At 70.9% G+C, this 17,879-nt stretch carries 12 protein-coding genes and 2 pseudogenes; 7 read left to right on the top strand and 7 right to left on the bottom strand.

Features of this window, described 5'->3' with window-relative positions:
* Positions 1-36 precede the first annotated feature (36 nt).
* Together KUM38_RS30055 and KUM38_RS30060 are read left to right on the top strand one after the other, a co-directional pair.
* A complete protein-coding gene (locus tag KUM38_RS30055; protein ID WP_217133954.1) occupies positions 37-2,397 on the top strand; it encodes an AbfB domain-containing protein in 2,361 nt (786 codons plus the stop codon).
* A gap of 90 nt (positions 2,398-2,487) precedes the next feature.
* Positions 2,488-4,017, top strand: a complete 1,530-nt coding sequence (locus KUM38_RS30060) for a glycoside hydrolase family 43 protein (RefSeq protein WP_217133956.1) — start codon at positions 2,488-2,490, stop codon at positions 4,015-4,017.
* A gap of 59 nt (positions 4,018-4,076) precedes the next feature.
* Here the strand turns inward: KUM38_RS30060 and KUM38_RS30065 are convergent, their stop codons facing one another.
* Entirely contained in the window at positions 4,077-7,352 is a 3,276-nt protein-coding gene (locus tag KUM38_RS30065) for a LamG-like jellyroll fold domain-containing protein (RefSeq protein ID WP_217133958.1), read from the bottom strand.
* A gap of 304 nt (positions 7,353-7,656) precedes the next feature.
* Between KUM38_RS30065 and KUM38_RS30070 the strand changes: the two genes are divergently transcribed.
* A complete protein-coding gene (locus KUM38_RS30070; RefSeq protein ID WP_217133959.1) occupies positions 7,657-8,751 on the top strand; it encodes a glycoside hydrolase family 43 protein in 1,095 nt (364 codons plus the stop codon).
* A gap of 1 nt (position 8,752) precedes the next feature.
* On the opposite strand, the gene KUM38_RS30075 is transcribed toward KUM38_RS30070, so the two are convergent.
* Both KUM38_RS30075 and KUM38_RS30080 read right to left on the bottom strand, forming a co-directional pair.
* On the bottom strand, positions 8,753-9,940 hold the full coding sequence (locus KUM38_RS30075) for a GDSL-type esterase/lipase family protein (RefSeq protein WP_217133960.1): 1,188 nt from the start codon (positions 9,938-9,940) through the stop codon (positions 8,753-8,755).
* A gap of 60 nt (positions 9,941-10,000) precedes the next feature.
* Positions 10,001-10,573 carry a TetR/AcrR family transcriptional regulator gene (locus KUM38_RS30080; RefSeq protein WP_217133962.1) on the bottom strand — a complete coding sequence of 191 codons (573 nt, stop codon included), beginning with the start codon at positions 10,571-10,573 and terminating at the stop codon, positions 10,001-10,003.
* A gap of 118 nt (positions 10,574-10,691) precedes the next feature.
* Here KUM38_RS30080 and ligA point away from each other — a divergent pair, with 118 nt between their 5' ends.
* Positions 10,692-12,764, top strand: coding sequence for an NAD-dependent DNA ligase LigA (ligA, locus tag KUM38_RS30085; protein WP_217133964.1), 2,073 nt, complete (start codon positions 10,692-10,694; stop codon positions 12,762-12,764).
* A gap of 26 nt (positions 12,765-12,790) precedes the next feature.
* Here the strand turns inward: ligA and KUM38_RS30090 are convergent, their stop codons facing one another.
* The 3 genes and pseudogenes from KUM38_RS30090 to KUM38_RS42400 all read right to left on the bottom strand — a co-directional run bounded on the left by KUM38_RS30090 (position 12,791) and on the right by KUM38_RS42400 (position 14,176).
* Entirely contained in the window at positions 12,791-13,240 is a 450-nt protein-coding gene (locus KUM38_RS30090; RefSeq protein WP_217133966.1) for a nuclear transport factor 2 family protein, read from the bottom strand.
* Between the two features lie 370 nt (positions 13,241-13,610).
* A pseudogene (locus KUM38_RS43790) lies at positions 13,611-13,844 on the bottom strand (WHG domain-containing protein); the annotation flags it as partial.
* Positions 13,841-14,176 (bottom strand): hypothetical protein, encoded by a 336-nt coding sequence (locus tag KUM38_RS42400; RefSeq protein WP_254397981.1) that lies wholly within the window; start codon positions 14,174-14,176, stop codon positions 13,841-13,843. The gene KUM38_RS42400 and the pseudogene KUM38_RS43790, both read right to left, overlap by 4 nt.
* 18 nt (positions 14,177-14,194) lie before the next feature.
* On the opposite strand from KUM38_RS42400, the pseudogene KUM38_RS30100 reads away from it, so the two are divergent.
* The 3 genes and pseudogenes from KUM38_RS30100 to KUM38_RS30110 all read left to right on the top strand — a co-directional run.
* Positions 14,195-14,445: pseudogene (locus tag KUM38_RS30100) on the top strand (VOC family protein); the annotation flags it as partial.
* 42 nt (positions 14,446-14,487) lie between these two features.
* Positions 14,488-15,396 (top strand): SMP-30/gluconolactonase/LRE family protein, encoded by a 909-nt coding sequence (locus KUM38_RS30105; protein ID WP_217133968.1) that lies wholly within the window; start codon positions 14,488-14,490, stop codon positions 15,394-15,396.
* Positions 15,397-15,529: 133 nt separating this feature from the next.
* The gene (locus KUM38_RS30110; protein ID WP_217133971.1) at positions 15,530-17,404 is read left to right on the top strand and encodes an ABC transporter ATP-binding protein; all 1,875 of its coding nucleotides are present in this window, start codon (positions 15,530-15,532) and stop codon (positions 17,402-17,404) included.
* Positions 17,405-17,419: 15 nt separating this feature from the next.
* Here KUM38_RS30110 and KUM38_RS30115 read toward each other — a convergent pair whose 3' ends face one another.
* A complete protein-coding gene (locus KUM38_RS30115; RefSeq protein ID WP_217133973.1) occupies positions 17,420-17,845 on the bottom strand; it encodes a VOC family protein in 426 nt (141 codons plus the stop codon).
* Between the last annotated feature and the right edge of the window lie 34 nt (positions 17,846-17,879).

Genomic DNA, 17,879 nt, shown 5'->3' on the forward strand with positions numbered 1-17,879 from the left:
CGCACGTCTCCCACCCCCACTTCCCGAGGAGTGACGATGCGTCGAGTACCCGCACCACCGTTTCCCGTTCCCCGGCCCGGACGGCGGGCGCGGTGGGTCACCACCGTGCTGGCCGTGCTGGCCCTCCTCGCCGGGACGGTCCTCACCGTCTCCGGCACCGCGGCGGCGGCGCCCCGGGCGTGGACCCCGAAGCCCGCGCCGATGACCACCCCGTGGACCGGCCGGGTCCCGGTCGACAACCCGCTGCCCGAGTACCCCCGTCCGCAGCTCACCCGCCCCGACTGGGCGAATCTCAACGGCATCTGGGACTTCGCCGTGACCTCGGCGGACGCCGGCCGGCCCGCCTCGTTCACCGAGCAGATCCGGGTGCCGTTCGTGGCCGAGTCCGCGCTCTCGGGCATCCAGCGCAGGATCACCCAGAACGACAAGCTCTGGTACAAGCGCGCCTTCACGGTCCCGTCGAACTGGAGCGGCCGCCGCGTCCAGCTCAACTTCGGCGCCAGTGACTGGCGTACGACCGTGTGGGTCAACGACCGGCAGGTCGGTGCCACCCACAGCGGGGGTTACGACTCCTTCTCGTACGACATCACCGACCTGCTGAACGGGGGTACGAACACCGTCGTCGTCTCCGTGTGGGACCCCACCCAGACCGGCAGTCAGGCGGTGGGCAAACAGCGGCTCAACGAGGTGACGCCGCATCCGGGTGGCGGCATCTTCTACACCGCCGCCTCCGGCATCTGGCAGACCGTGTGGCTCGAACCCACGGCGGCCGCACACATCACCCGCCTCGACATGGTGCCCGACCTCACCGGCAACCGTCTCGAGGTCACCGTGCGGGGTGCCGGGACCAACGGCCACCAGGCCCGCGTCACCGTCTCCAGCGGTGGTGCCACGGTCGGCACCGCCACCGGTCCGGTGGGCGGTGAGTTCACCGTTCCGGTACCGAACGCGCACCGGTGGACGCCGGACGACCCGTTCCTCTACGACGTGAAGGCGGAGCTGCTGTCCGGCGGCACGGCGGTCGACTCCGTCGGCAGCTACACCGGCATGCGCTCCATCGGCCTCGCCCGCGTCGACGGCCTCCTGCGCCCGGTCCTGAACGGCGAGTTCGTCTTCCAGACGGGCACCCTGGACCAGGGCTACTGGCCGGACGGCATCTACACCGCCCCGACCGACGCCGCCCTCCGGTACGACCTGCAGAAGCACAAGGACCTCGGCTTCAACATGGTGCGCAAGCACATCAAGGTCGAGCCGCAGCGCTGGTTCTACTGGGCCGACCGGCTCGGTCTGCTGGTGTGGCAGGACATGCCGTCCATGGAGCGCACCCCCGACGCCGCGGCGCGCACCCAGTGGGAGGCCGAGTACGACCGGATCATCGACCAGCACCGCAGCTCACCGTCGCTGGTGATGTGGGTGAACCAGAACGAGGGCTGGGGCCAGTACGACCAGGCGCGCATCGCCGACGAGGTCAAGGCGTACGACCCGTCCCGGCTGGTGGACAACATGAGCGGGGTCAACTGCTGCGGGGCGGTGGACGGCGGCAACGGTGACGTGGTCGACCACCATGTCTACGTGGGTCCCGGCACCACGGTGCCCAGCGCCACCCGCGCCGCGGTCCTCGGCGAGTTCGGGGGCCTCGGTTTCAAGGTGGCCGGCCACGAGTGGTATCCCGGTGGCGGCTTCAGTTACGAGGACCAGCCCGACCTCGCACATCTGAACAGCCGGTTCGTCGGCCTGCTGGACGGCATCCGTGAGGTGCGCATGCCCCGGGGACTGTCGGCCTCGGTCTACACCGAGATCACCGACGTGGAGAACGAGGCCAACGGGCTGCTCACCTACGACCGTCAGATCGTCAAGGTCGACGAGGCCCGGGTCCGGGCCGCCAACCGCGCCCTGATCGGCGCCTCCCGCTCACCGGCCGCACCCGTGACCCTGCCCACCGGTCAGTACACGTCCCTCCGCGTGACGACGCCCGGCCACACCGACCGCTATCTGCGGCACCAGGACGGCGCCGCGTTCACCGCGGTCGTCGCCGGCGGCAGCGACGCGCTGCTCAAGAACGACGCCACATGGAGGATCGTCCCCGGCCTGGCCGACAGCACGTGCTACTCGTTCGAATCGCGGAACTACCCGGGCGAGTATCTGCGCCACCGCGCCTACCGCGTGTACAAGGAGGGCGGCAGCGGTGACCTCTTCCGCGCCGACGCCACCTTCTGCCCGGTCCGGGGCGCGAACGGGGGTGTGAGGCTGTCCGCCTACAACTTCCCCGAACAGTATCTGCGCCACTACGACGCCGAGTTGTGGCTGGCCACCCCGGGCGGCACCCACACCTGGGACAACCCGGCCCTCTTCACCGAGGACACCACCTGGGCCGTGGAGGCCCCCTGGGCCCCGTGAGCGCGGCGAAGCCGTCCGCGTGAGAAGAGCGGTGGCGGCCTCGCGGGGCCGCCACCGCACCCGTTTCCCACCCATTGGAGTTCCTGGACGATGACTGCCAGAACGACCGGACTCGCCGCCAAGTGCTGCGCCGCGCTGATCACCGGCGGCCTCCTGACGATGCTGTCGCCCTCCCCCGCCGTCTCCGTACCCGACGTACCCGACGCACCCGGCGTTCCCGAGTACACGACCGCCGAGGCGGGCAACCCCTTCGTGGACGGCTGGTACGCCGACCCGGACATCGCGTTGTACGAAGGCGCCTACTGGGTGTTCCCGACCACCTCCAGGCCCTACGACGAGCAGACGCACCTGGACGCCTTCTCCTCCACCGACCTGGTGCACTGGACCAAGCACAGCAAGGTCCTGACCAAGGCGGACGTCTCCTGGGCCGAGCGCGCGATGTGGGCCCCGGCGCCGATCGAGCGCGACGGCAAGTACTACCTGTACTTCGCCGCCAACGACATCCAGAACGACTCCCAGCTCGGCGGGATCGGGGTGGCCGTCGCCGACCGTCCCGAGGGCCCGTACGAGGACGCCATCGGACGGCCGCTGATCCCGGCGTTCCACAACGGCGCCCAGCCCATCGACCAGGACGTCTTCATCGACGACGACGGTCAGGCGTACATGTACTACGGCGGCTGGGGCCACGCCAACGTCGTCAAGCTCAACCCGGACATGACCAGCCTCGGCACCTTCGCCGACGGATCGACGTACAAGGAGATCACCCCGGAGGGCTATGTCGAGGGGGCGCAGATGTTCAAGCGGGGCGGGAAGTACTACCTGATGTGGTCCGAGGGAGGCTGGACCGGCCCCGACTACTCGGTGTCGTACGCCATCGCCGACTCGCCCACCGGTCCCTTCGAGAAGCTCGACAAGGTCCTCGCGCAGGACCCCGCGGTCGCCAAGGGCTCCGGCCACAACTCGGTCGTCAACGTGCCCGGTACCGACATCTGGTACATCTTCTACCACCGGCGCCCGCTCAGCGAGACGGACGGCAACCACCGTCAACTGGCGTACGACCGGATGCACTTCCGCCCCGACGGCACGATCGAGCGCATCGAGATGAAGGTGCGCGACAACTTCGCCGACGGCAACGCGCTGGGCTGGAAGACCTACGGCGGGTCCTGGGCCGTGGCCGGCGGACGCTACCGGGCGGGCCGCTCCCAGGGCGGCAAGGCGCTCCTCGACACGAACTTCGCCGACTTCACCCAGGAGGCCGACGTCACCGTGTCCTCGCGGGGCGGTGACGCCGGCCTCACGTTCCGGGTGACCCGGCCGGCGGTCGGCACCGACAGCTACAGCGGCTACTACGCGGGCATCGGCGCGAGCGGCAAGGTGGTGCTCGGGAGGGTGAACGACTCCTGGACGCCGCTGCGGACCGCCGCCCTGCGGATCGACCCCGGCTCGACCCACAGGCTGCGGGTCACGGCCGTCGGCTCTTCCATCAAGGTGTACGTCGACGACATGACGAGGCCCAGGATCTCCGTCACCGACGCCACGTACCCCAGCGGTGCGAACGGGGTGCGGGTCTTCGACACCGCGGCCGGCTTCGACAACGTGGCGGTGCGCCCCGCGCAGTGACCATGCCCGCGGCGGGGGTGCGGACGCCGTCGGCGTCCGCACCCCCGCCGTCCGGGCGGCTACGGCTTCTCCGCCTCGTACAGTGCGCCCACCTCCTCGGCGGAGAGCACCTTGTCGTAGGCGTGGACCTCGTCCACGCTTCCGTCCCAGAAGTCGGTGTTCTGGCCGTTCCACTGGGCGCGGCCCACCGTGAAGGGGCCGGAGGCGACATAGTTCGCGCCGCCCTTGACGGTCGCCGCCCGCTTGCCGTCGACGTAGAGCGTGATCTCGCCCGTCGCGTCGTCCCGCACACCGACCAGGTGGTACCAGCGGCCGGTCTCGGGCCTGGTCTCCAGCCGGGCGCGCTGTCCGTCGGGGGTGCTGAAGGCGAAGGCGCCCTGGCCGTACTGCAGGTAGAAGGGGCTCGTCTGGCGCCGCGCGTCCTGGCTGACGGCGGTGGCGTAGTTGCCCGGCAGCGAGTCCAGGGTGACCCACGCGGACACCGTGTAGCTGCCGGTGGTGTCGAGCACCGGTCCGGTGGTCTGGGCGTACTGTCCCTGGCCGTCGAACTTCAGCGCGCTGCCGCTGACTCCGGTGGTCCAGGTGGTGCCCTCGCTGAGCGTCAGCGGCTTGTTGTTCGGGCCGTCGTCCTTCGCGGTGGTGCCGGTGCCCTCGTCGAGGGCCCAGGAGCCGCCGCCCTTCAGCTGCTCGCGGTCGCCCGCCGCCGCGCCGGCCGCGATCACCTTGCGGTTGATCTCGCGCACCCGGACCGGGTCGACCTTGATCTCCCGGCGGTCGTAGGTGTAGAGGCCGTTGAGTTCGTTCTCCAGGTCGGTGATCTGCGTGTACACCGAGCCGGAGAGTTCGGCGCCGGCCTGGTCGAGGTAGAACTTCTCGGTGTTCTCGACGTACTTGCGGGTCAGCGCCTCCTTGTCGGTGACGCCGCTGTAGATCACGGTCGGCGTGCCCGGCCACATGTGGCCCGGGGTGCGCAGGGTGAAGCCGCCGTGCTCGCCGTCCATGGCCGCCCGGTGGTCGGGGAAGGGCGGGTCCTCGTTGTTGTAGTCGTGGTGGTCGATGATGTCGCCCTTGCCCGAGTCGCCCTTGGAGTTGCAGCAGTTGACACCGCTGTGGGCGTTGACGATCCGGGACGGGTCGGCGGCCTTCACCGACTCGGCGATGCGGCCGCTCTCCTCGCGGCTCCACTCGCCCCAGCCCTCGTTGAAGACGATCCAGCCGATGACGGAGGGCGCGTTGTGGTGCTGGCGCATCATCTCCCGGCCCTGGTCGACGAAGGCCTTCTGTCCGGTCTCGTTGGTGATGTTCCCGGAGACGAAGTCCTGCCAGACCAGCAGACCGAGCTTGTCCGCGTGGTAGAACCAGCGGGGCGACTCGACCTTGATGTGCTTGCGGACGGCGTTGAAGCCGAGCTTCTTGTGCGCCTCGAGGTCGAAGGCGAGGGCGTCGTCGCTGGGCGCGGTGTAGAGGCCGTCGGGCCAGAAGCCCTGGTCGAGGGTGGCGAGGGAGAAGACGGGCTTCCCGTTGAGGACCAGCTTCTGGTAGCCGCCGACCTCCTCGATGCCGATCTCGCGCATGCCGAAGTAGCTGCCGACCTTGTCCGTGGACCTGCCGTCCTTCAGCTTGACGTCGAGGTCGTAGAGGTAGGGGTCGTCCGGGCTCCACAGGTGCTGCTCGGCCACGCGCAGGCTGAGCTTGCTGTTGGCGGGGCCGCTGACCTTGCCGACGACCTTGCCGCGGGCGTCGCGGGCCACGGCCTCGACGCGGGCGTGCTTCGAGGCGCCCTCGGACTCGACGGTCACCGCGAGGGTGCCGGTGTCGATGTCGGGCGTGGTGATGACGTTGTCAATGGAGGTGTCGGCGACGGGCTCCATCCAGACGGTCTGCCAGATGCCGGACGACTGGGTGTAGAAGATGCCGCCGGGGTGGGTGGACTGCTTGCCCATCGGCTGGTCGGCGCCGCCGGTGTCGGTGACCGCGACCACGATCTCCTGCTTGCCCCGGCCCTTGATCGCGTCGGTGATGTCGGCGCTGAAGGCGTTGTAGCCGCCGGTGTGTTCGGCGACCTTCTCGCCGTTGACCCAGACGGTCGCCCGGTAGTCCACGGCGCCGAAGTTGAGCTTCAGCCGGTTGGCCTTGCCGCTCTTGCCGACCTTCCAGCTCTTCGGCACGTCCACGAGCTTGCGGTAGAACATGTGGTCCTCGTGCCGCTCGAGCCCGGAGAGCTGCGACTCGACCGGGAACGGCACGATGATCTTCTCGTCCAGATCCTTGCCGAAGACCGGCTGCTCACCGGCCTCGGCACCGCTGAACTGCCAGGGTCCGTTGAGGTTCTTCCACTGGGCGCGGACCTGCTGCGGGCGGGGGTACTCCGGCAGCGGGTTCTTCGTGTCGACCTTGTCGCCCCACGGGGTGGTGATGCGGTGGGTGGACGTGTTCGTGGCGTAGCGGACGATCCGGGGCACGGTCTTGCCGCCGGCCTTGAGGCCGCCCTCGCCGTCGTAGGTGAACCGGACCTGCTGGTTCTTCTGGATCGGCTCGGAGAGCGTGATCAGGAGGGAGTCGGGGTCACCGGGGTCGGCCGCCACCGATGTGACGGGCATGGCGGTCGTGTCGGCCTCGATCTTGAGGTGGCCGGCCACCTCGGCGAGGTCGCTCACCGGGTCCTCGAACCGGGCGCGCAGTTTCCGGCCGTCCTCGGTGACGGTCGGCTCCACCGGGAAGACCTCGAAGCCGGCGGGCGGGGTGAACGCCGTCGTCGGCACCAGCTGCTTGGCCATCGTCGGCGTCGACCAGCGCAGGAACATGTTGGCGCCGCCGACGTCCTGGAACATCTCCATGCGGAAGTCGTGCTTCTCGCCGGCGGTCAGCTTGATCGGGGCGCTGGTCTGCTCCTTGTCCCAGTCGCCCACCCAGTGGTCGATGACCGGCTCGTCGTCGATGAAGAGCCGGAAACCGTTGTCGCCGATGGCGTGGAAGGTGTATTCACCGGTCTCCGGCGCCTCGATCTGCCCGGTCCAGCGGGCGGTCGTGTGCTCCGTCCGCCCGGTCAGCTCCTCGAAGGTGCTGGTCAGTCCGGAGAAGTTGATCTGCGGCTCCAGCAGGGTGCCGCCGAGTTCGGCGAAGTCCCGGGCACCCGGCGCCGACATGCTGAAGTACTCGCCCTTCAGGCCGTGCACCACGACGTCGGCGTCGGCGGCGGTCGCGCCGGCGGACACTCCGGCCATCGGCACGGCGGCCGACGCGGCGGGCGCCAGGGCGCCCGTGGACAGGGCCAGGGCGGTCACGGTCAGCAGGGCCCACGATCTGGATCTCGGGCGGGTGAGTTGTCTTGTCATCGAACCTTTCCTCGCGCAGAGGGCATGGGACCAGGACGAAACAGGGGTGGCCGTCGGCTCGGCCGACCCTTCATTCCAACGTTGGAAATCCGGCGTGCAGCGGAATGACAACACGCCGCCCGACGACTGTCCAGGCTTCGCGCACAGCTGACGGCCCGTCAGCAGGCGGGGCGCGGCGACGAAATGGCGGTTCGCGCGGCGGCACCCCGGCCCCACCGGCTCTCTTGACATGTCCGACGCCGGTCACCATCCTGTGGGAGCGTCTTTCATCGATGTAAACCTCGGCGTGGAGGTGGCGGACACGATGGTCGGACTCTCCCACGGAACGACGAGGCTCCCTCGCCGTCTGGCCGGTGTCATCGGCTTCGTCCTGTCCGGCGTCCTCGCCGCCGCCCTGACCCTGACGTCCGCCGAGCCCGCCCGGGCGGACCAGACGGGGCTCCGCGCCGCGGACCCCAGCGTGCTCCGGGTCGGTGGCACGTACGTCTCCGTGCAGTCCGCCGGAGGAGGCATCGTCGTACGGCAGGCCCCGTCGACGGACGCCCTGGACTCGGCGACCCCGCGGCAGGTCTGGTCGGACACGCGCGGTCGCGGCGAGGTCTGGGCCCCGGAGATCGTGAGGGACGGCGGCCGCTACTACATCTACTTCACGGCCGGGCGCGGAGCGGCCCACCGGATGTACGTGATCAGCTCCACCAGCCCCGACAGCGGCTACTCCGCCGAGACGAAGCTGGCCCTGCCGGACGACAAGTGGGCCATCGACGGAACCCTGTTCACCTTCAACGGCCAACGCTGGTTCGTCTGGTCCGGCTGGGCCGGGGACACCAACGTCGAGCAGAACCTGTACATCGCCCGGATGAGCAGCCCCACCACACCGACGGGGGCGCGGCACATCATCTCGCAGCCCCGGGAGAGCTGGGAGCGGGTGGTCGGCAACCCGTTCATCAACGAGGGCCCGGAGCCCATCAGGGACCCGAACGGGCAGCTGCACATCGTGTACTCCGCCAACGGCAGCTGGAGCGACCAGTACTGCCTGGCCGACCTGCGGCTGCGGGCCGGCGGCGACCCGACGCACGTGTGGGACTGGTACAAGTCCAACGGCTGCCTGTTCGGCTCCGACAGGGCCACGATGATGGCCGGCTGGGATCCGACGCTGCACGTCGACGGCCCCGGCCACCACAGCTTCGTCCTGCTGCACGGCGACATCGGCACCAGCCCGCCCGCCGGGCCGAGGTTCCCGCTGATGTTCCACGCGGTGCCGAAGGGCACGCCGTACACGTGGGAGAACCGCTACTGGTACACGGGCACGTTCTGCTGGTGGGGCAACACCACGTACAGCCGCGCCGACGTCCCCGGACCGAACACGGACACCGGATGGAGCCTCAAGTTCTTCGAGTAGGTCAGCCCCGGCGCTCCGTGAACGGGCCGCCGGCCGCGAAGGCGTGGGCGGCGAAGCGTTCGCCGATGCGCCGGTGGGCGGCCGCGTCGGGGTGGAGCCGGTCGGGCAGCGGCAGCTCGGCGTGGTCCGCCTCGCCGTAGAGGTCACGGCCGTCGAGGTGGTGCAGGTTCGGGTCGTCCGCCGCGCGTTGCGTCACGATGCGTCTCAGCTCGTCGCGGATGACGTTGAGCGTCAGCTTGCCCGCGGCCCGTTCCGCGGGATCGCCGGCGGCGGTGAACAGGAGCCGGCCCTCACCGAGCCGGCTGAAGTCGTAGGCGGTGGGGCCGGGTGTGTCCTCGTGGATGGGGCACAGGATCGGCGAGACGACCAGCAGCGGTGTGGTGGGGTGGCCCTCGCGGACGGTGTCGAGGAAGCCGTGCACGGCGGGCGTGAAGGCGCGCAGCCGCATCAGGTCGGTGTTGACCAGGTTGATGCCGATCTTGACGCTGATCAGGTCGGCGGGCGTGTCACGCAGGGTGCGGGCGACGAACGGGTCGAGCAGGGCGCTGCCGCCGAAGCCCAGGTTGACCAGTTCCACGCCGCCCCGTGCGGCGGCGAGCGCGGGCCAGGTGGTGGTGGGGCTCGCGGCGTCGGAGCCGTGGCTGATGGAACTGCCGTGGTGCAGCCAGGTGCGGCGTCCGGAGGCGGGCGCGGGCTCGACGGGGGCGTCGGTGCGCAGGGCGACGAGTTCGGTGGTCTCGTTGTGCGGCAGCCAGACCTCGACGGTCTTGTCGCGCCCGGGCAGGTCGGTGAAGCGGAGGGTGTCGGCGGGGCCGGTGCCGTGTTCGGCGGTTCCGGTGCTCATGTCGATGGTCAGGGTGTTGCCGCCGGACGCGGTCGCCCGGCCGGCCGGGTGTCCGTCGACGAGCAGGTCGTAGCAGCCGTCCGGGCGGGGCGGGGCACCGATGTAGACCCGCTTGGTGGGCAGGGTGTCGAGTTCGATCGCGGTCGCCCGGGTGCGGAAGACCAGTCGTACGCCGGAGGGCTGGGACTCGGCCATGGCGAGCTGTCCGTCGGCGTTCTGGGCGCGGGCCCAGGAGGGCAGGCGGTGGGGCAGCACCCCCCTCGCGGTGTGCTCCAGGTCGAGGGCGCCGCGCACGAGGTCCGCGGTGATGGGTGTGGTGGTCCAGGTGTGCGGGGTGGAGGGCATCGCTTCGTTCCGTCTGTCGGGGCGGGTGGATGAACGGGGTGGACGGCGCCGGGGCCTCCGTCAGGGCGTGGGCCAGTTGCGCAGCAGGGCGTCCAGCGCGTCGAGGACGCGTGTCCACGTCTCCTGCGTGTCGGGGGCGCTGTGGCTGAACCCGCCGCCCATCTCCAGGCTGACGTAGCCGTGGAAGACGCTGCCCAGCAGGCGGACCGCGTGGGTCTGGTCCGGTTCCGTCAGGTCGTAGCCGCGCAGGAGGGCCCGGGCCATCTGCGCGTGCCGCACCCCCGCGCTGCCCGCGGCCTCCTTGGGGCCGAGCCGGAACTGGGCGGCCGCGTAACGGCCGGGATGCTCACGCGCGTAGTCGCGGTAGACGTTCGCCAGCGCGGTCAGGGCGTCCTTGCCGGCCCGTCCGGCCAGGGCGTCGGCGGCACGGTCGGCGAGTTCCTCCAGCGCGAGCAGGGCGATCCGCGTCTTGAGGTCGTGGGAGTTCTTCACGTGGGAGTACAGGCTCGCCACCTTGACGTCGAAGCGCCGGGCGAGCTCCGAGACGGTCACCCGGTCGAAGCCGACCTCGTCGGCGAGCTCGGCACCCGCCCGGGTCAGGCGTTCGGGGGTGAGTCCTACACGCGCTGCCATAACTATCCTCCCAATCAACTGAATCGATTATGCGCTTGCCTAAAGCCTTTAGGCAAGCGGACCCGGTGGTGATCACCGGCGAACCCCGTTGTCAGTGGTGGGAGGCAAGATGCGACGCATGACATCACCTGCAGCAGTGATCGTGGATGCCGCCGCCTACGCGCAGGCGGTCGAGGACGCCGTACGTGCGGCGGCCGCCTACTACGAGGGCGGTACCTCGCCGCTGGACGACGACGCGTACGACCGGTTGGTGCGCGGGATCGCCGACTGGGAGGCGGAGCATCCCGACGGGATACTCCCCGACTCCCCCACCGGGAAGGTCGCCGGTGGGGCGGTGGAGGGCGACGTCCCGCACACGGTGCCGATGCTCAGCCTCGACAACGTGTTCTCCGCGGAGGAGTTCACCGCCTGGACCGCGTCCCTGTCCCGCCGCATCGGCCATGACGCGACACGCTTCAGCGTGGGTCCGAAGCTGGACGGGCTCGCGATCGCCGCCCGCTACCGCGACGGCCGCCTCACCCGGCTGATCACCCGCGGGGACGGGACGGCCGGGGAGGACGTCTCGCACGCGATCGGCACCGTCGAGGGGCTGCCCGAGAAGCTGGACGAGCCGGTCACCGTGGAGGTGCGCGGCGAAGTCCTCATGACGGCGGCCCAGTTCGAGTACGCCAACGAGGTGCGCACCGGCCACGGCGGGCAGCCGTTCGCCAACCCGCGCAACGCGGCCGCGGGCACCCTGCGGGCGAAGGAGCGGCTCTACACGGTGCCGATGACGTTCTTCGGCTACGGCCTGCTGCCGCTGCCGGACACCGACTCCGCCCTCGCCGAGAAGCTGAACGAGCTCGCGCACAGCGATCTGATGGCGCTGGCGGGCGACCTCGGGGTGCACACCAGCGCCCGTACGGCGGTCCCGGACGTCGTCGCCGAGACGCCCGAGGAGGTCCTGGTCCGGGTGAAGGAGATCGCCGCGCTCCGCGCCGAGCTGCCGTTCGGCATCGACGGGATCGTCGTCAAGGCCGACCTCGCCGCCGACCAGCGGGCCGCCGGGTCCGGCTCACGCGCACCGCGCTGGGCGATCGCCTACAAGCTGCCGGCCGTGGAGAAGATCACCCGGCTGCTGGAGGTGGAGTGGAACGTCGGCCGCACCGGGATCATCGCGCCGCGCGGTGTCCTCGAACCGGTCGTCATCGACGGCTCCACCATCACCTACGCCACCCTGCACAACCCGGCCGACATCACCCGCCGCGACCTGCGCCTGGGCGACCACGTCATGGTCCACCGCGCGGGTGACGTCATCCCGCGCGTCGAGGCGCCGGTCGCCCATCTGCGCACGGGTGAGGAGCGGCCGATCGAGTTCCCGGCGCAGTGTCCGCGCTGCGGTTCGGACATCGACACCGGCGAGGAACGCTGGCGGTGCGCCCAGGGCCGCAACTGCCACCTCGTCGCGTCCCTCGCCTACGCCGCCGGCCGCGACCAGCTCGACATCGAGGGCCTCGGCGCCACCCGCGTGGTGCAGCTGGTCGAGGCGGGCCTGGTGGCCGATCTCGCCGATCTGTTCACCCTGCGGCGCGAGCAGTTGCTCGCCCTGGAGCGGATGGGCGAGACCAGCACCGACAATCTGCTCGCCGCGCTCGCCAAGGCCAAGGAGCAGCCGCTGTCGCGGGTGCTGTGCGCGCTGGGCGTGCGGGGCACCGGAAGATCCATGTCACGGCGTATCGCCCGCTACTTCGCCACCATGGACCACATCCGCGCGGCCGACGCCGAGTCGATGCAGCGGGTCGAGGGCATCGGAGCGGAGAAGGCGCCCTCGATCGTCGCGGAGCTGGCCGAACTCGCGCCGCTCATCGACAAGCTCGCCGCCGTCGGCGTCAACATGACGGAGCCCGGGGCCACTCCGCCACCGCCCGCGGGTGCCGAGGCCGACGCCCCGGCCGAAGGCGGCCCGTTGGCCGGGATGACGGTGGTGGTCACCGGCGCGATGACCGGGAAACTGGAGAAGCTCTCCCGCAACGAGATGAACGAACTCGTCGAACGGGCCGGCGGCCGTTCCTCCTCCAGCGTCTCCAAGAAGACCGCCCTCGTGGTCGCGGGCGAGGGTGCCGGTTCCAAGCGCGCCAAGGCCGAACAGCTCGGCGTCCGCCTCGCCACCCCGGAGGAGTTCGCCGCCCTGGTCGCCGAACTCCTCGACTGAGCCGGCCGCCGGCCTGCGCCCGGCCGTCAGGGCGCGGCGCAGGCCTCGGCGATGGACAGACTGTTCTCGTAGAGGTGGTGACGGGTGATCCGGCCGCCCTCCACGGTGAGGCGCAGGGCGAACGGGCCCTGGAAGGACCGTCCCGTCGCCCGTACCGTCCCCGACAGATGCCCCATCAGGACCGCGTCCTTCCCGTCGACGAGGAAGGTGTCGACGGAGGCACGCGCGTCCTCGGGCACGGTGTGCTCCATCAACTCCGTGGACTGGGCCGCGCATTCGACGGCGGTGGAGCGGGGGCGGATCCACGGGACGGCGGGGTTGTCGGCGAGCAGCCAGTCGACCTCGTCGGCGAAGAGCGCGACGAGCCGTCCGGTGTCCCCGGACAACCTGGCGGCGAGGAACTCCCGCACGACGGCCCGGGTGGCCTCGGCGTCGGCGTCGGCATGCGCGGTGGTGGCGGGGAAACGGGTGGACATGACGCTCTCCTCGGGGCTGCGGCCGGATTCCGGCGCGGGGTCTCGGTGGATGTGCCTGATCCTGCCGGAGGGGAAGGAGCGGGTCGATTACCTCGGGCGTCATGCCCGGGCCGGGGCGGGGCGGCCGGACGCGACCGTCGCCGGTTACGAACCCTGGCGGTCGGCTTCTGTCCGCGAACCGGGCCGACGGTGCGGGACCTGGCTCGGAGTCCTCGCCCGATGGCGTCCAGGAGCCTCTGCTCGGCCTCCTCCACCTGGCCGGGGAGCAGCCCGCGCAAAAGTCCCTCGATGAGGAGCACCGCCATGCCGTGCACGGACGCCCAGACGAAGTACTCGGCTTGCGGGTGGCGTTCACGGGGAGGACGCCGCACGCGGACAGGTCGTCCAGCGCGTCCGACAGCAGGCGGAAGGCGGTGCGGCCACCGGTTCCGGCGGCGGCCTCGGTGTCGGTGTCCTGCGTGTCCGTGGTCGCGAACGCCGCGCGGCACAGACCGGGTTCGTTCCGCGCGAAGGACAGGTAGCCGCGGACCAGGGCCCTGAGCCGCGCGCGGGCCGCGGCGGCACGGACACTCGTCGTCAGCGTGCGGGGTACGGAGACACTCAGCGTGCGGGGTACGGGGGCGGCGCGCCTTCGGGTACGGCCACGGCGAACTGCCGGTCGGGACCGAAGCGCATGAACTCCCCGTGCTTCCCGCCCGTGGGCCTCAGCTCCATCAGGAGCGGCGGCTCCACGGTGCGCAGATCGACGAGGGACGCCTCGTCCGGGAGGCCGGCGGTCACGGCGGCCAGATCGGGGTCGCCGGTGCCGCGCAACCCGGCGACGGGGGTACCGGAGACCTCGACGCCCCCGCTCCAGACCGACTCGCAGGGGAACTGGATGGTGATCGAGGCCAGGATCCGGCCTGCTTGCCGCCTGCCGTCGTGGGCGACCGGCAACGGCGAGAGGACATCGTGATGACCGGGCGGACCGGCGCCGCGCCCGAGGGGGCACCAGCGTCGCGCCCTGGGTGGTGACCGACGGCACCGGGGCGTTCCTCGACTTCGTCGCCCGGGCGTTCGACGGTGAGGAGCTCGGGCGGGTGGCGACCGAGGACGGGTCGATCGGGCACGGCGAGATCCGGGTCGGCGACACCGTCGTCCTGGCCTTCGACCGGCGCGCGGACCGGCCGGTCGTGCCGAGTCCGCTGCGGGTGTTCGTCGCCGACGGTCGATAATCCAGTTCCGATCACTCTCAGCGAGGGGACGCCATGCCCAGCAGCAGCCTGTACGACATCCTGGACGACCGCTTCCGTACCGGACGCTGCGCGAACGGCGACAGCAGGCTGGAGGTCCTGTACGACGGCTGCCGCTGGGCCGAGGGCCCGCTGTATCTGCCCGCCTGGCGCCAGCTGATCTGGAGCGACATCCCCAACGACCGCATCCTGCGCTGGGACGAGGCCACCGGAACGGTCGGCGTCTTCCGTGCCCCGGCCGGTCACAGCAACGGCAACACCGTCGACCGGCAGGGCCGCCTGGTCACCTGCGAGCAGGGCAACCGCCGCGTCACCCGCACCGAACCGGACGGGACCGTGACCGTCCTCGCCGACCGGTACGCCGGCAAGCGGCTCAACAGCCCGAACGACTCCGTCGTACGCTCCGACGGCACGATCTGGTTCTCCGACCCGGACTTCGGCATCACCAGCGACTACGAGGGCCATCGCGCCGAGTCGGAGATCGGCGCGTGCAACGTGTACCGGATCGACCCGCTGTCGGGGGAGGTCCACCTCGCCGCGGAGGGGTTCGAGGGGCCCAACGGGGTCGTCCTGTCCCCCGACGAGAGCCGGTTGTACGTCTCCGACTCGCGGGCCGCCCGCATCCACGTGTACGGCGTCCGGGAGGACGGCACGCTGTCCGACGGCGAGGTCTTCGCCGAGGCCCGGGGCGATGTCCACTTCGACAACATCCGCTTCGACGACGAGGGCCGCCTGTGGGCGGCGGCCCTCGACGACGGCGTGCACTGCTACGACCCCGACGGCACCCTCATCGGGAGGCTGCGCGTGCCCGAGCCCGTCTCCAACATCGCCTTCGGCGGCCCGAAGAACAACCGCCTGTTCATCACGGCCACCACCTCCCTGTACTCCCTGGTGATGTCGGTGACCGGGGCTCCGCGCCTCTGAACGGGCCGCGCGAGGTTTTCGGCCACCCGGGTCCGCGCCCTTCGTCCGAAACGGCTGTTTTCGATACCGCTCCCTGTCTCGTTGAGTTCCGTGCGTCGTCTTCACGCCACCGACCAGGCAGGGAGAAGTGCCGTTGACCCACGAGAACACCCGCGCCGTCCCGCCCCCGCCGCCCGCCGAGATCACGTACTCCGGCCACTACTCCGTCAACCCGCTCGGCCAGGTCGGCTTCCGCTCCCTGTGCTCCCAACTCCCCTCCGTCCTGCGCCGGATCACCGCCATGGCGTGGCGGACCGACCGTCGGGCCGTGGTCCTGCTCCTCACCTGCCAGCTGATCACGGGCGTGTCGGCGGCGGTGCTGCTGGCGGCCACGGCGAGGGCCATGGGTCCGATCCTCGGGGCGGGCACGGTCGCGGACCGCCTGCACCGGGCGCTCCCCGCGCTCGTCGTCGTCGCGGCGGCGAGCGCCGTCACCCGCGCGGCGGCGGCCCTGGCCATGTACGCCGAACGGCGGATCACGCCCCGGCTGACCACGGAGACCGACTCGGCGCTGGTCGAGGCCGTCTGCCGGGTCGAGGCCGCGGCGTACGCCACGGACGGCTTCTCCGACCGCCAGGAAGCGGCCGAGATGGGCGTGATGCGCACGCACGTGATGGTCATGGACGCCCAGCGCTTCATGGCCGCGCTGATCAGGATGATCACGGCCGGCGGTGTCCTGTCCGTGCTCAACCCCCTCATGCTGCCGCTGCTCCTGCTGGCCGTGGCCCCGGCCGGCGTGGGAGCCGTCCTCACCGCGCGCGTCGACTACGAGATCCACTACGCGAACGTCGCCGACCGCAACGTGCGCGGGATGACCCGCTGGTGGGCGACCACGCCGAAGTACGCGGACGAGGTCCGCGCCAACGGCATGACCGACTACCTCCTGTACTGGTACCGCGCCCTGTCGGAGCGGGTCGACCGGCGGTCCCTGGCCGCCGCTCCCCGGACCCTGCGCATCGCCTTGCTGTCCTCCGTCGCCAGTGGGGCGTTCCTGGCCGCCACCTGGGGGATGCTCGCCTGGCTGGCCGTCACCGGGCGGATCGCACCGGCCATCGCCGCCACGGCCGTCGTCGCGGTCCAGACGACCCTGGCGGCGCTGTCCCAGGTCGTCGTCAACGGAGCGGCGGTGTTCCACACCAGTCTGTACCTCAGCGACATGCAGGCGTTCTTCGACGACGCCGCCGAGCGGGCGCCCAAGCGGGGCCCGAGGACCGTCCAGGCCCCGGTGGAGGAGATCCGGCTGGACGAGGTCACGTACCAGTACCCGGGCAAGGACAGGCCCGCCGTCGACGGTGTCTCGCTGACCCTGCGGCGGGGGGAGATCCTCGCCGTGGTCGGCGTGAACGGCTCCGGGAAGAGCACCCTGACCCGGCTGATCACCGGCATCTACCTCGCGGACAAGGGCCGGGTCACCTGGGACGGCACCGACATCGCCCACGCCGATCCGGCCACCGTGTGGGACTGCACCGGCCTGGTGCCGCAGATCTTCGCCCAGTGGCCCCTGCGGGTGCGGGAGAACGTGACGCTGGGGCAGCCGAGGAGCCTCGACGACGGGGAGGTGTGGGAGGCGGTCGACGCGGTCGGGATGCGCGACGCCGTCGAGGACCTGCCCGCCGGGCTCGACACCCTCCTGGCCCGCGAGATCTTCGGCGGTGCCGAACTCTCCGGCGGCCAGTGGCAGCGCCTCGCCTGCTCCCGGGCCCTGTACCGGCGCCCGCCCCTGCTGATCCTCGACGAGCCCACCTCGCAGATGGACCCGCGTGGTGAGCACGGCATCTTCGAGAGGATCAAGGCGATCTCCGGCGACCGCATCACCATCGTGGTCACACACCGTCTGGAGAACACCAAGATCGCCGATCACATCATCGTCATGGAGAAGGGGCGGATCACCGAACACGGCACCTACGACGACCTCGTCCACGCCGCCGGCACCTTCGCCGACCTCCTGCGCCTGTCCCAGGACCGCTGAGAACACCGGCGTTCCTCACACGACCGGCTCACCGACACCCAGCAGGTTGCCCTCGCTGTCGCGGAACCAGGCTCCGCGTTCGGCGCGGGCACCCTTGCTCGGGTAGTTGCCCTCGATGTCGGCGATGCCGTCGGTGGTGCGGAGCCCGGGCACGTCGACGTCTTCGAACACCACGCCGCGCCGCTTGAGTTCCGCCACGACGCCTTCGATGTCGTCGACCTCGAACGCCATCTGGGTGAAGGTGCCCGAGGAGGCTCCCGTCGACCGGAAGAGCACGAAATCCGCGCCCGCGCACCGGTAGAGGAGCCCACCGGGCCGTTCGTCGACGGGTTCCAGGCCGAGCCGTTCGGCGTAGAAGCGCCGGGCCCGGTCGAGGTCCTGGGCCGGCAGCCTGGTCGCCACGCGGGCCCGGGCCAGGGTGTTCTCGTCGTGTGCGTTCATGCCTCCACTGTGCCGTGGGCGGCGGGCACATTCC

The sequence above is a fragment of the Streptomyces sp. AC558_RSS880 genome (assembly GCF_019049255.1).
In the GTDB taxonomy this organism is placed as follows: Bacteria; Actinomycetota; Actinomycetes; order Streptomycetales; family Streptomycetaceae; genus Streptomyces.